At 68.7% G+C, this 12,423-nt stretch carries 14 protein-coding genes; 11 read left to right on the forward strand and 3 right to left on the reverse strand.

What is annotated here, in order from left to right; all coding sequences use genetic code 11:
- Positions 1 to 5 precede the first annotated feature (5 nt).
- Complete coding sequence (locus FHT32_RS15270) at positions 6 to 905, forward strand: CsgG/HfaB family protein (RefSeq protein WP_176665442.1); 900 nt, start codon at positions 6 to 8, stop codon at positions 903 to 905.
- An 80-nt stretch (positions 906 to 985) separates the two neighbouring features.
- On the opposite strand, the gene FHT32_RS15275 is transcribed toward FHT32_RS15270, so the two are convergent.
- Entirely contained in the window at positions 986 to 2,410 is a 1,425-nt protein-coding gene (locus FHT32_RS15275) for an FAD-binding oxidoreductase (protein ID WP_176665443.1), read from the reverse strand.
- 71 nt (positions 2,411 to 2,481) lie between these two features.
- On the opposite strand from FHT32_RS15275, the gene FHT32_RS15280 reads away from it, so the two are divergent.
- From FHT32_RS15280 to FHT32_RS15295, 4 genes are all read left to right on the forward strand, one after another.
- Entirely contained in the window at positions 2,482 to 2,982 is a 501-nt protein-coding gene (locus FHT32_RS15280; protein ID WP_176665444.1) for a DinB family protein, read from the forward strand.
- A gap of 19 nt (positions 2,983 to 3,001) precedes the next feature.
- Complete coding sequence (locus FHT32_RS15285; RefSeq protein ID WP_176665445.1) at positions 3,002 to 3,601, forward strand: cob(I)yrinic acid a,c-diamide adenosyltransferase; 600 nt, start codon at positions 3,002 to 3,004, stop codon at positions 3,599 to 3,601.
- A complete protein-coding gene (locus FHT32_RS15290) occupies positions 3,598 to 3,957 on the forward strand; it encodes a hypothetical protein (RefSeq protein ID WP_176665446.1) in 360 nt (119 codons plus the stop codon). The genes FHT32_RS15285 and FHT32_RS15290 overlap by 4 nt, the downstream gene beginning before the upstream one ends.
- 289 nt (positions 3,958 to 4,246) lie before the next feature.
- Positions 4,247 to 4,774, forward strand: coding sequence for a class IV adenylate cyclase (locus FHT32_RS15295; protein WP_176665447.1), 528 nt, complete (start codon positions 4,247 to 4,249; stop codon positions 4,772 to 4,774).
- On the opposite strand, the gene FHT32_RS15300 is transcribed toward FHT32_RS15295, so the two are convergent.
- A complete protein-coding gene (locus tag FHT32_RS15300; RefSeq protein WP_176665448.1) occupies positions 4,752 to 5,390 on the reverse strand; it encodes a GDSL-type esterase/lipase family protein in 639 nt (212 codons plus the stop codon). The genes FHT32_RS15295 and FHT32_RS15300 overlap by 23 nt on opposite strands.
- A 167-nt stretch (positions 5,391 to 5,557) precedes the next feature.
- On the opposite strand from FHT32_RS15300, the gene FHT32_RS15305 reads away from it, so the two are divergent.
- From FHT32_RS15305 to FHT32_RS15330, 6 genes are read left to right on the forward strand one after another with little or no spacing between them, the layout of a single operon-like run.
- Positions 5,558 to 6,739: an ABC transporter substrate-binding protein gene (locus tag FHT32_RS15305; RefSeq protein WP_176665449.1), complete on the forward strand. Its 1,182-nt coding sequence runs from the start codon at positions 5,558 to 5,560 to the stop codon at positions 6,737 to 6,739.
- A 59-nt stretch (positions 6,740 to 6,798) separates the two neighbouring features.
- Positions 6,799 to 8,628, forward strand: coding sequence for an ABC transporter permease (locus FHT32_RS15310; RefSeq protein ID WP_176665450.1), 1,830 nt, complete (start codon positions 6,799 to 6,801; stop codon positions 8,626 to 8,628).
- Between the two features lie 14 nt (positions 8,629 to 8,642).
- The gene (locus FHT32_RS15315) at positions 8,643 to 9,221 is read left to right on the forward strand and encodes an OsmC family protein (protein WP_176665451.1); all 579 of its coding nucleotides are present in this window, start codon (positions 8,643 to 8,645) and stop codon (positions 9,219 to 9,221) included.
- The gene (locus tag FHT32_RS15320) at positions 9,205 to 10,068 is read left to right on the forward strand and encodes an ABC transporter ATP-binding protein (protein WP_126183547.1); all 864 of its coding nucleotides are present in this window, start codon (positions 9,205 to 9,207) and stop codon (positions 10,066 to 10,068) included. The genes FHT32_RS15315 and FHT32_RS15320 overlap by 17 nt, the downstream gene beginning before the upstream one ends.
- Positions 10,065 to 10,919: an ABC transporter ATP-binding protein gene (locus tag FHT32_RS15325; RefSeq protein WP_256099007.1), complete on the forward strand. Its 855-nt coding sequence runs from the start codon at positions 10,065 to 10,067 to the stop codon at positions 10,917 to 10,919. Before FHT32_RS15320 ends, FHT32_RS15325 begins: the two co-directional genes overlap by 4 nt.
- A 37-nt stretch (positions 10,920 to 10,956) precedes the next feature.
- Complete coding sequence (locus FHT32_RS15330) at positions 10,957 to 11,868, forward strand: VOC family protein (protein ID WP_176665452.1); 912 nt, start codon at positions 10,957 to 10,959, stop codon at positions 11,866 to 11,868.
- A 54-nt stretch (positions 11,869 to 11,922) separates the two neighbouring features.
- Here FHT32_RS15330 and FHT32_RS15335 read toward each other — a convergent pair whose 3' ends face one another.
- A complete protein-coding gene (locus tag FHT32_RS15335; RefSeq protein WP_176665453.1) occupies positions 11,923 to 12,345 on the reverse strand; it encodes a helix-turn-helix domain-containing protein in 423 nt (140 codons plus the stop codon).
- Positions 12,346 to 12,423: the final 78 nt, after the last annotated feature.

Here is a 12,423-nt window from a genome sequence, read left to right on the forward strand (position 1 = left end):
CCACCATGCAACTCACCAGGTTCCCGCTCGCGGCCATCGCCGCCGGCGCGCTTCTTCTCACCGGTTGCGCCGCGACCGACATGCAGATGGGCAGCCAGTCGGCCAAGACCATGGCCACCGGCAGCGCGGCAGGCGGCGCCACCGACAACGCCAGCAGCCAGCTCGAGCGCTGCGAATCGCCGCTCGGCACCGTGTCGCTGATCGAGAACCAGAGCGCTGGCTGGTACACCATCCTCACCGGCGAATACCGCCTGCCTCCCACCGCCAACCTGCTGCGCCTGCTGGTGCAGCAATCGAACTGTTTCATCGTGGTCGAGCGCGGCGCGGCCGGCATGAACGCCATGACGCGCGAACGCGCGCTGCAGCAGTCGGGCGAAATGCGCGGCGGCAGCAACTTCGGCCGCGGCCAGATGGTGGCCTCCGACTACGGCCTGTCGCCCGAGATCGTCTTCAGCAACAGCGATGCCGGCGGCGTCGGCGGCGCGCTCGGCGGCCTGGTGGGCGGTGGCCGTGGCCGTGCCCTCGCGGCCATCGGCGGCAGCATGCAGACCAAGGAAGCCAGCGCGCTCCTGACGCTGATCGACAACCGCTCGGGCGTGCAGGTTGCGGCCTCCGAAGGCAGCGCCTCCAAGACCGACTTCGGCGCCTTCGGTGCGCTGGCCGGCCGCAGCGCGGGTGGTGGCCTCGGCGGCTACACGAACACGGCACAGGGCAAGGTCATTGCCGCGGCCTTCATGGACGCCTTCAACCAGATGGTTCGTTCGCTGCGCAACTACAAGGCGCAGACGGTGCGCGGCCAGGGCCTCGGCGGCGGCGGCCGCCTGGGCGTGGATGGCGGCGCGGCGCCCTCGCAGACCTATGTGCCGGCCGAGAAGGCACCGCCGGCGCGTCGCCGCACCAACTGATCCCGCCAGACGCAAGTCAAAACAAAGCCCGGCGGCTCGCAAGAGCCCCGGGCTTTTTCATTGGGTGCCTGGGCAGCGGATCAGAGGCTGAAGATCTTCCCCGGATTCATGATGTTCTTCGGATCGAGCGCACGCTTGATCGTGCGCATCATGTCGATCGCGCCCGCGCCCGCCTCGTTCACCAGGAACTCCATCTTGTGCAGCCCCACGCCGTGCTCGCCGGTGCAGGTGCCTTCGAGCGCCAACGCACGGCTCACCAGTGCATGGTTCAGCTCCTCGGCCTTCACGCGCTCCTCGGGAATGTTCGGATCGAGCAGGTAGCCGAAGTGGAAATTGCCGTCGCCCACGTGGCCGACCAGGAAGTACGGAATGCCGCTCGCATCGGCCTCGGCTACGGAGTCGAGCAGGCAGTCGGCCAGGCGCGAGATCGGCACGCAGGTGTCGGTCGAGATCACGCGGCAGCCGGGACGCGACTGCACCGCCGCGAAGTAGCTGTTGTGCCGCGCCGTCCACAGGCGCGTGCGCTCTTCCGGCGTGCTGGCCCACTCGAAGGCATTGCCGCCATGGCCGCTCGCGAGCTCCTGCACCGTCTCGGCCTGCTCCTTCACGCCGGCGGGCGAGCCGTGGAACTCCATCAGCAGCATCGGTTCCTCGCGCAGGTTCAGCTTGGCGTAGGCGTTCACCATGCGCACCGTGTTCACGTCGATCAGTTCCACGCGCGCGATCGGCACGCCGAGCTGGATGGTCTCGATGGTGGTGCGCACCGCGGCCTCGATGCTCGGGAACGAGCAGATCGCCGCGGACACCGCCTCGGGCAGCGGATAGATGCGCAGCGTGATCTCCGTGACCACGCCCAGCGTGCCCTCGCTGCCCACCATGAGGCGCGTGAGGTCGTAGCCGGCCGACGACTTCTTCGCGCGCGTGCCGGTGCGGATGACGTCCCCCGCGGCCGTCACCACCTCGAGCGCCAGCACGTTCTCGCGCATCGTGCCGTAGCGCACCGCATTCGTGCCGCTCGCGCGCGTGGCCGTCATGCCGCCGATGGAGGCGTCGGCGCCCGGGTCGATGGGGAAGAACAGGCCCGTGCTCTTGATCTCTTCATTGAGCTGCTTGCGAGTGACACCGGGCTGCACCGTCACGGTGAGGTCGTCGGCATTGACCGACAGCACCTTGTTCATGCGCGAAACGTCGATGCTGATGCCGCCCTGCACCGCCAGCAGGTGGCCTTCGAGCGAGGAGCCGACGCCGAAGGGGATGACCGGCACGCTGTGCTCGCTCGCGAGCTTCACCGCGTCTGCAACATCCTGCGTGCTCTCGGCGAACACCACCGCGGAAGGCGGCGGCGCGTCGAAGGAAGACTCGTCGCGGCCGTGCTGCGTGCGCACCGCCATCGCCGTGGAACAGTTGGCGCCGAAGCGGGCCTTCAGAGCCTCGATCAGGCTGTCGGGCACGTCGCGCAGGTGAAGCTCCGGCATCAGGTGAGAGGTTTGGGTCGGGGCGTTCATCGGCTGTCTCCTGGCGGTGGGGTGATCGGTCATTCTACGGAGCGAGCACCATAATGCGCTTCGGAAAAAACATGAACCCCACCACACTCAGCGCCCTTGCGGCCTTCCCCTCGCAGCTGGAGGCCCACTACGCGGCCATCCCCACGGCTTTCAGGCACTGGGCGCCGCCCTCGTGGGAAGGCGTGCCCAGCGAGGCCTTCACCGCCATCGAGCAGCTCTGCCACGTGCGTGACATCGAGATCGAGGGCTACCACGTGCGTTTCCGCCGCACGTTGAGTGAAGCCCATCCGACGCTCACCTCCATCGACAGCGAGCCGCTGGCCATCGAGCGCAACTACGGCGCGGCCGATGCGGCGCAGGTGCTGGCCGATTTCCGCATGGCGCGCGCGCAGACGATGGAGATCATCTCCAGCCTGAGCGACGCGCAACTCGCGCGCACGGCAGTGTTCGAGGGCTACGGGCCGCTCACGATGCGCAGCCTCATCCACTACCTCTGCAGCCACGACCAGCAGCACCTCGCCGGGCTGCAATGGCTGGCGGGCAAGATCGACGCGTCGACCGTCGCGCAGTAAGAAAGAAGCAGGAGCGCCCATGGGCAACCGACTTTCCCAGATCGCCACTCGTACGGGCGACGACGGCACCACCGGCCTCGGCGACAACACGCGCGTGTCGAAAGACAACCTGCGCGTGCACGCGATGGGCGACGTGGACGAGCTCAACTCGCACATCGGCGTGCTGCTGTGCGAGCCCATGCCGGAGCCCGTTCGCGAGCTGCTGGTGGACGTGCAGCACCAGCTCTTCAACCTCGGCGGAGAGCTGTCGATACCGGGCTTCACGCTGCTGAAGCCCGAAGCCCTGCTGCAGTTGGACAACGCACTGGCCGATCACAACGCCGCGCTGCCGCGCCTGGCCGAATTCATCCTGCCCGCCGGCACGCGCGCGGCCTCGCTCGCGCATGTGTGCCGCACCGTCGCGCGAAGGGCCGAGCGTGCGGTGGTGGCGCTGGGCGCCGCCGAGCAGCTCAACGACGCGCTGCGGCAATACCTCAACCGGCTCAGCGACCTGCTCTTCGTGCTCGCGCGCGTGCTCAACCGCGTGGACGGCGGCGACGACGTCTACTGGAAGAGCGAACGCATGGCGCGTGCGGCCGCTGTGGCAGCGGAAGAAACAGACACCAAGGAGGCTCCATGAAACTTTCCGTCTCTCTCCACGCATCGCTTGCCGTGGCGATGTCCGCCATGCTGTGCATGCCCGGTCTTGCGCAGGCCCAGAGCGCCGACAACCCGCCGAAGGCGCAGCGCGCCCATACGCTCAAGTCGCCCTCGCGCGGCGGCAAGGTGGTGGGCAGCGTGCAGCGCGGCACCAATGCCGCCGGCCGCAGCATCGACCGCGCCGACGCGGCCACGCGACGCGGCGTCAACAACGTGTCGGAAAAGGCCAGCCGGCCCGTGCGCAGAGTGGGCGAGGCTTTCGGGCGCAAGCTCTCGCCGGGATCGAGCGGACGTGCTGCGCCGCCCTCGGTGGGACCGCAGAGCAGCGCGCCCTGATATCAAACGCCGCTGTTCGGGGCGCGATCACGCCGACGGGGTACCTTGCTCCGCGAATGTCCCCCGGCCTTCGGCCTCCTCCTTTATTTCGCTGCGCAAGGCACCCCATCGGCGTGATCGATGAGCGCAGCGCTCATGCGACCGGCATGAGCAGAGCGTCGATGTGCGAATGGCACCGGGTGCTCCCCGCAGCGAAATAAAGGAGGAGGCCGAAGGCCGGGGGACATTCGCGGAGGGGAGTACCCGGTGTCATTCGTACGCATCCCGGATGCATCTCTCCAAGGAACACATGGCACGAAATGTAGAGATCAAGGCCCGCATCGACAGCATCGAACGGGTCGCAGCCATCGCCGCGACACTGGCCGACAAGGGCCCCATCGAGATCGCGCAGGACGACACCTTCTTCCGCTGCACCGACAGCGCCGACCGCCTCAAGCTGCGCACCTTCGCGCCCGACCGCGCGGAGCTGATCTTCTACCGCCGCGCGAACAGCGCCGGCCCGAAGGAATCTTTCTACCTGATCACGCCCTGCGCCACGCCCGACGTGCTGCGCGAATCGCTCACGCTCGCGTGGGGCGAGGCGGGCCGGGTGCGCAAGCAGCGCCGGTTGTTCCTCGCGGGCCGCACGCGCATCCACCTCGATCGCGTGGAAGGGCTCGGCGAGTTTCTCGAACTCGAGGTGGTGCTGGATGAGGGCGAGTCGGCCGAGACCGGCATCGCCGAGGCGCATGCGCTCATGGCGCGGCTGGGCGTGGGCACCGACCAGCTGGTGCAGGGCGCCTACGTCGACCTGATCAACGCCAGCCGGCGGACCTGAACTGCTCCGCCAGGAGCTGCGCGATCTTCTCGTAGCCCTGCGCGTTCGCATGGATGCGGTCGGAGCGCAGCGACGAATCCGAGAGCACGCTCGAATACACATTGGCGACCAGCAGCGCCTGCTGCGCCTTCGCCACCTCTTCGTAGAAGGGCGCATCGCTGAGCGAGCCCACCGCCGCGCGCATGGCATCTGGCGCGGGCGTTGCCAGGACAGCGACGTAGGGCGTGTGCGCACGTGCTTGCGTGATCAGCTCCACGAGGTTGTCGCGCGTGGCCGCGGCCGATACGCCGCGCAGCATGTCGTTGCCGCCGATGCCGATCAGGATCGCGTCGTAGCTCGCGCCATTCAGCAGCCCTGGCAGGCGCTGCAGCGCACCTTCCGAGGTGTCGCCGTTGATGCCCGCGTTCTCAACCTGCCAGCCCGTGAGTTCGCCCAGCTTCATCGGCCATGAGGCCTCCGGCGGCGCGCCGTAGCCGAAGGTCAGGCTGTCGCCCAGGGCCAGCACGTGGGCGCCGGGCTTCAGTGCCGCGGCCGAGGGCTTGCGCCTGCCGCAGGCCGCCAGCAGGCCCGCGGCAGGTAGGCCCGCCAGCAGATGGAGGAGGTGTCGTCGCTTCATGTGGCGCGCAGCTTAATCGCAGCTTGACGGCGCGCGAGGGCTTGTCCCTTTGCTCGGAAAGCGCATAAGCCTCCCCGTTTTTGTTAGTTCCCCGGCGATGGAGGCGGGCGAAGAATCACTAGTTGCCCTGCCTGCCTCTCAGTTCTTTCACCTCGGGATCCGACACCATGCCGACGCTCACCCGCCACCGCTTCCTGCGCCATGTGGCCGCACTCTCCATGGCCTTGCTGGCCGCACCGCTGTCAGCGCTGGCCGCGCCCGCCACGGGCGAGCCCGTGTGGTTCGGCGTCAGCGGGCCGCTCACCGGGCAGAACGCGCAGTACGGCGCGCAGTGGAAGGCCGGTTTCGACCTCGCACTGGAGCACATCAACGCGCAGGGCGGCATCCACGGCCGTCCGCTGGCCTACAACTTCGAGGACAGCCAGAGCGATCCGCGCCAGTCGGTGGCCATCGCGCAGAAGCTGGTGAACGACAAGCGGGTGCTCATCGAGCTCGGCGACTTCTCCAGCCCGGCCTCCATGGCTGCGTCGCCCATCTACCAACGGGCGGGCCTGGTGCAGCTGGGCTTCACCAACTCGCACCCCGACTTCACCAAGGGCGGCGACTACATCTGGAGCCCTTCCATCAGCCAGGCCGATGCGCAGCCCTTGCTGGCCGAGCTCGCGGTGAAGACGCTGGGCTTCAAGCGCCTAGCCGTGCTGTATCTCAACACCGACTGGGGCCGCACCAGCAAGGACGTGCTCGTGAAGGCCGCGCAGGAGCGCGGCGCGCAGGTCGCCATCGCCGAGGGCTACCAGCCCGACGAGAAGGACTTCCGTTCGACCCTGGTGCGCGTGCGCGATGCCAACCCCGACGGGCTGGTGCTCATCTCCTACTACCCCGACGGCGCGCTCATCGCGGGCCAGGTGCGCAGCGTGGGGCTGAAGCAGCCCATCGCCGCGGTGGGCTCGGTGTATTCGCCGAAGTTCATCGAGCTGGGCGGCGCGGCCGTGAACGGCATCTACACCAACACCGCCTTCTATCCCGAAGAGCCGCGCGCCGAGGTGCAGGACTTCGTGAAGAGCTTCCGCGCGAAGTACGGCAAGGAGCCCGACGCCTTCAACGCCTACGCCTACGACGCGGTGGTGTACGCGGCCGCCGCGCTGCGCCAGGCCGGCCCCAGCGCCGACCGGAAGGCGGTGCGCGACGCGTTCTACAAGATCAAGGACGTGCCCAGCGTGATCTTCGGCAAGGCCAGCTTCGATGCGCAGACGCGGCGGATCATCGGCGTGAAGAGCGTCAACCTCGTCGTGAAGGACGGCAAGTGGGCGCAGCTGGACGAGAAGGCGGCGGTGGCTGCAGCCAAATGAATAGTCTTCCGCGTTGTTCCCTCTCCCGCTAGCGGGAGAGGGGGCAAGGCAGGTGCCCCATGAGCTTCACCTCCTTCTTCGACTACACCGTCAACGGCCTGATCATCGGCAACATCTATGCGCTGCTGGCGGTGGGGCTCGCGCTGATCTTCGGCGTCTCGCACCTCATCAACTTCGCGCACGGCTCGGTGTACACGGTGGGCGCGTACATCGGCTGGGCGTCGATCACGTATCTGCACACGCCGCTGCCCGTGACCATCGCGCTGGTGGTGATCGGCTCGGGTGCGCTGGGCATGCTGATCGAGCGCGTGGGCCTGCGGCCGCTGCAGGGCTCGGCGCGCATCGCGCCGCTGCTGGCCACCATCGGCATCAGCTTCGTGCTCGACATCCTGGTGCAGCTGGTGTTCAGCCCCGACCCGCGCTCGCTGCCCACGCAGCTGCCCGACTGGCGCCTGCAGATCGGCACCGGCACCATCGGCGCGCTCGACATCCTCATCGCCGGCATCGGCCTCGCGAGCGCGGCCGTGCTCTTCGGCTTCCTGCGTTTCACGAAGCTGGGCTGGGCGGTGCGCGCCACCGCGCAGGACCGCGACGCGGCGCAGCAGATGGGCGTGGACGTCGACCGCGTGAACCAGACCGTGTTCGCCATCGCCGCCGCGCTGGGCGGCCTTTCGGGCCTGCTGGTGGGCATGTACTACAACAACATCAGCCCCGCGATGAGCTTCCAGGCCACGCTCAAGGGCGTGGTGGCCACGGTGGTCGGCGGCGTGGGCAACGTGCCGGGCGCCATTGCCGGCAGCCTGCTGCTGGGGCTGATCGAGAGCTATGGCGTGGCGATCCTCGGCACGCCGTACCGCAATCTCTTCGCCTTCGCGCTGCTGCTCGTGATCCTGCGGTGGAAGCCCAACGGGCTGTTCGGGCGCAAGCGCGCATTGCCGCCCGAGCCGCTCACGGGCACCTTCATCGCGCCGAGCAAGCCGTGGCATGTGCCGCGCAGCCTGCTGGTCGCGCTGTTCGCGGCGGCAGTGGCGCTGCCGCTGTTCGACCCGTCTCCGTACCTGCTGCAGACGCTCACCAACGCGTGGCTCTACGGCGCGCTCGCGCTGAGCCTCACGCTGGTGGCGGGCACCATCGGGCAGATCTCGCTGGGCCACGCGGGGCTGCTGGCCATCGGCGCGTATGCGTCGTCGCTGCTGGTGCTCGACCTGCGCCTGCCGGTGGGCACGGGCATCGTGCTCGCGGGCCTTCTCACTTCGCTGATCGGCACCGCGCTGATCTTCCCGGCCTTCAGGCTGCGCGGCCACTACGTGTCGATCGCCACGCTGGGCATCGGCGAGATCGTGGCGCTCACCATCCTCAACTGGGAAAGCCTCACGCACGGGCCCATCGGCGTGTCGGGCATTCCGCCGCTGTCGCTTTTCGGGCGCGATGCGTCGTCGAACGAGGCGCTCTACTGGGCTTCGTTCGGTGCGATGGTGCTGCTCGCGCTGCTGCAGTGGCGCCTTCTGCGTTCTCACCTGGGCCGCACCTTCCGCGCGGTGCGCGAGGACGAGGTGGCCGCGCGCGCCTACGGCGTGAGCCCCGACCGCTACAAGGCGCTGGCCTTCGGCTTCGGCGGCTTCGCGGCCGGCGTGAGCGGCGCCTTCACCGCGCACATGTACTCGTACATCAACCACGAGACCTTCGGCTCGCAGATCTCGATCCTCGCGCTGACGATGGTGATCCTGGGCGGGCTCGGGAACATCAGCGGCGCGCTGCTGGGCGCGGTGGCGCTCGTGAGCCTGCCGGAGCTGTTCCGCGTGACGGCGGAGTACCGGATGCTGATCTACGGCGTCGCACTGCTTCTCCTGATCCGATTCCGCCCGCAGGGTTTGCTGGGCACTGTCTGAAAGAACACACCACCATGAGCCACCTCAACGACTACCTCGCCGAGAAACGTGCCGCCGTGCTGGCGCGCAATGCCGCCGTCGAAGCCGGCACGGCGCAGCCCGTGCAGCTCAAGGCCAGCGTGAAGGCCGAGGGCCGCAGCGGCGTGCGCCGGCTGCGCATCCGCGAACACCAGGTCATCAGCGACAGCCCGCCGGACTTCGCAGGCTACAACCTCGGCCCCAGCTCGCCAGAGCTGCAGCTGGGCGTGCTGGGCACCTGCGTCACGCACATCTTCCTGATCCAGGCGGCCGAGCGGCAGGTTCCGCTCGAGAGCCTCGAGGTGGAGGTGACGGGCATCATCGACCCGCGCGGCGGCAAGCCGGGCCACGAGAAGACGCCGATCTGGCCGCACGAGATCGGCTACACGGTGCACATCGACTCCCCCGCGAGCCGCGAGGAGATCGACGCGCTCTTCGAGGCGGTGGAGCGCAACTGCCCCATCCTCAACCTGCTGCGCAATCCGCAGACCATCCGCGCGGAGGTGAAGCTGGTCGACTCGAAGGCCGGGGCTGCCAACGCGTCGCGGAAAGAGGACGATGCCGTCGCTGCTTGAGATACGCGGCCTCGTGCGCCGCTTCGGCGGGCTCACGGCCGTCAACGCGGTCGACCTGCATGTGGGCGAGGGCGAGCTGCTGAGCGTGATCGGGCCGAACGGTGCGGGCAAGACCACGCTGTTCAACCTCGTCACCGGCCTCGACCGGCCCGACGAAGGACAGGTGCTGTTCGACGGGAGCGACATCACCGGCCTGCCTGCGCAGCAGCTCGCGCAGCGCGGGCTCGCGCGCACCTTCCAGCATGGGCGCGTGTTCGCGAATCTCTCGGTGCTCGACAACGTGCTGGTCGGCGCCCACACGCGGCTGCGCGCCGTGAAACCCCGCCTGGGTGGCGTGCCCGGGCTGGGCGCCATCGCCGAGCTGGCGCTCGCGCTGGTGCAGCCCGGCGCGGTGCGCCGCGAGGAAGAGGCGCTGCGCGAGGAGGCGCGAGAGATCATCGCGCTCTTCGGCCAGCGCCTCGCGCCGCGCATCGACCACCCGGCCTACAGCCTCTCCTACGCCAACCGCCGCCGCGTGGAAATCGCGCGCGCGCTCGCACTCAAGCCGCGCCTGCTGCTGCTCGACGAGCCCACCGCCGGCATGAACGAGAGCGAGACTGCCGAGATGCTGGAGATCATCCGCGGCCTGAAGGCGCGCGGCCAGGCCATCCTGCTGATCGAGCACAAGCTCGACCTGGTGATGCAGCTGTCGGACCGCGTGGCCGTGCTCGACGACGGCCGCAAGATCGCCGAGGGGCTGCCCGGCGAGGTGCGTCATGACCCGGCGGTGATCGAGGCGTATCTCGGCCATCGCCAGGTGGGCTCGGCGGATGTGCCGCACGAAGAGAAAGAGGCGGTGCCCGCATGATCGCCACAGTCGCCCGCACCGGCCTCGCTCCCTCGCCCCTCTGGGGAGAGGGCCGGGGTGAGGGGCAGCTGCCCGAACGCGGCGCGGTGCCTGCTTCCAATGAGCCACAGCAACAGCAACCGCTGCTCCAGCTGAGCAAGATCAACAGCTTCTACGGCCCCGTGCAGGCGCACTTCGATCTCGACATCGAGGTGCGCAGGGGCCAGATCGTCAGCCTGCTCGGCGGCAACGCCAGCGGCAAGTCGACCACGATGAAGATCGTGCTCGGGCTGCTCAAGCCGCGCTCGGGCGAGGTCCTCTTCAACGGCGAATCGACACTCGGGCTGAGCACGCCGCAGATCGTGCGCAGGGGCATCGGCTCGGTGCCCGAGGCGCGCCGCCTGTTCCCCGCGATGACGGTGCGCGAGAACCTGTTGATGGGCGCCTATGCGCGCAACGACCGCAAGGCCGTGGCCGAAGACCTCGAGCGCATGCTGGAGCTGTTCCCGCGCGTGGCCGAGCGCATCGAGTTCCAGGCCGGCACGCTCTCGGGCGGCGAGCAGCAGATGGTGGCGATGGCGCGTGCGCTCATGGGCCGGCCGCAGCTCATCTGCATGGACGAGCCGACCATGGGCCTGTCGCCGCTGTACGTCGACAAGGTGCTGGAGCTCATCGCGCGCATCAACGCGCAGGGCGTGTCGGTGTTCATGGTCGAACAGAACGCGAGCCTTGCGCTGCAGATCGCGCACCACGGCTACGTGCTGCAGACGGGGCGCATCGTGCTGTCAGGCCCGGCGCGCGAGCTGCTGGCCGACGCGCGCATCCGGGACGCCTACCTCGGCGGCGACGGCGCGGCGCGCACCGCTTCATGACGCACACAGGCATATCCATCGACGGGAGAACAAACGAATGCCCTTGAAACTCGACCACATCGTGATCGCGGTGCACGACCTCGAACGCACCATCGCCGACTACGGCGCGCTGGGCTTCCACGTGCTGCGCGGCGGCGACCATCCGGGGCGCGCCACGCACAACGCGCTGGTGGTGTTCGCAGACGGTAGCTATCTGGAGCTGATTGCGTGGCGCGAGCCTTCGCCCACGGAACGCTGGTGGCAGCTCTTGCAGACGCACGGCGAAGGCATCGTCGACTTCGCGCTGCTGCCGCGCGACACCGGCACCACAGTGGCCGACGCGAAGGCGCGGGGCCTCGCGCTCGAAGGCCCGCTCGACGGCGGCCGCGTGCGGCCCGACGGCGAGCGCCTGCGCTGGCAGACGGCGCGCCCGTCGTCGGCCGACCTGCCTTTCCTGTGCGGAGATCTCACGCCGCGCGCCCTGCGCGTGCCCGAAGGCGATGTGCGCGTGCATGCCAACGGCGTGCTGGGCGTGGCGAGCCTGGCCGTCGCGGTGCGCGATCTCGACGCGACGCTGGCGCGCTACCGTGCCTTGCTCGGCAGCAGCGTGTCCGACGATGCGGACACCCACATCGGCGAGCCCGTGGCGGTCCCGGGCAGCAATGTGCGCGTTGCCGTCATCGCGCTGGGACAAAGCGTGCTGGTGCTTTCGTCGCCGCGAGAAAACAGCGGCAGCAGTGCGTCGAACGAAGGGGAGGGCGGCGGCAGCCTGGGGCAGCGCCTCGCGGCGCGCGGCGAGGGCCCCTATGCGCTCGTGCTGCATACCGACAAGCCGCAGGCCACAGGCACCTTCGATCTCGCAAGGGCGCACGGCGCATTGATCGAACTCGACCTGCCGCCGCTGGACCGCCACGCGAAGCAGGGCGGTGGTTCGCGCGGCTACCAGGTCAACAGCGCCGTCGGCGGCTGAGCCGTCGGTCGGCCATTGCCGCACTGCCTGGCGGCTTCTGCCGAGGCCGCCGCTTCAGTGCCCGCCGAGATGCGCCTTGCGCAGCCCGGCCTGCATCTTCTTCTGCAGCGCGGCCCCGCCTTTTTCCAGCGCTTCGGCGTCGGCACCGCTCTCCTCGGTCACGGGCCGGTACTTGCGGCCCCAGATGCCGATCTGCGCCACCACCGGCAGCAGGTCGATGCCCATCGGCGTGAGGCTGTAGATGGCCTTCTGCTTGTGGGTAGGGTCGTCGGCCCTGGAGAGAACGCCGTACTCGACCAGCTTGCCCAGGCGCTCGGTGAGGATGTTCGAGGAGATGCCTTCCTCGGATTGCAGGAACTCGCGGAAGTGGCGCTTGCCCGCGAACATCATGTCGCGAACGATCAGCAGGCTCCATCGGTCGCCGAAGACTTCGAGTGCGAGATTGATCGGACACGCCGATTTTTCGCTGGAGGCCATGCTCTTTCCGATCTCTTTGAAAAACTGCTTGCATTTTCGCATCGGTTGCCGAACACTTCAACTGCTTGCATTTGGCAA

The sequence above is a fragment of the Variovorax sp. SG517 genome (assembly GCF_013376045.1).
In the GTDB taxonomy this organism is placed as follows: domain Bacteria; phylum Pseudomonadota; class Gammaproteobacteria; order Burkholderiales; family Burkholderiaceae_C; genus Variovorax.

Coding starts and splice junctions, on each gene's coding strand:
- FHT32_RS15315 (WP_176665451.1), top strand. CDS start 8,643: ATGAGCCACCTCAACGACTACCTCGCCGAGAAACGTGCCGCCGTGCTG.
- FHT32_RS15325 (WP_256099007.1), top strand. CDS start 10,065: ATGATCGCCACAGTCGCCCGCACCGGCCTCGCTCCCTCGCCCCTCTGG.
- FHT32_RS15280 (WP_176665444.1), top strand. CDS start 2,482: ATGAACCCCACCACACTCAGCGCCCTTGCGGCCTTCCCCTCGCAGCTG.
- FHT32_RS15335 (WP_176665453.1), bottom strand. CDS start 12,345: ATGGCCTCCAGCGAAAAATCGGCGTGTCCGATCAATCTCGCACTCGAA.
- FHT32_RS15310 (WP_176665450.1), top strand. CDS start 6,799: ATGAGCTTCACCTCCTTCTTCGACTACACCGTCAACGGCCTGATCATC.
- FHT32_RS15270 (WP_176665442.1), top strand. CDS start 6: ATGCAACTCACCAGGTTCCCGCTCGCGGCCATCGCCGCCGGCGCGCTT.
- FHT32_RS15300 (WP_176665448.1), bottom strand. CDS start 5,390: ATGAAGCGACGACACCTCCTCCATCTGCTGGCGGGCCTACCTGCCGCG.
- FHT32_RS15285 (WP_176665445.1), top strand. CDS start 3,002: ATGGGCAACCGACTTTCCCAGATCGCCACTCGTACGGGCGACGACGGC.
- FHT32_RS15275 (WP_176665443.1), bottom strand. CDS start 2,410: ATGAACGCCCCGACCCAAACCTCTCACCTGATGCCGGAGCTTCACCTG.
- FHT32_RS15290 (WP_176665446.1), top strand. CDS start 3,598: ATGAAACTTTCCGTCTCTCTCCACGCATCGCTTGCCGTGGCGATGTCC.
- FHT32_RS15305 (WP_176665449.1), top strand. CDS start 5,558: ATGCCGACGCTCACCCGCCACCGCTTCCTGCGCCATGTGGCCGCACTC.
- FHT32_RS15330 (WP_176665452.1), top strand. CDS start 10,957: ATGCCCTTGAAACTCGACCACATCGTGATCGCGGTGCACGACCTCGAA.
- FHT32_RS15320 (WP_126183547.1), top strand. CDS start 9,205: ATGCCGTCGCTGCTTGAGATACGCGGCCTCGTGCGCCGCTTCGGCGGG.
- FHT32_RS15295 (WP_176665447.1), top strand. CDS start 4,247: ATGGCACGAAATGTAGAGATCAAGGCCCGCATCGACAGCATCGAACGG.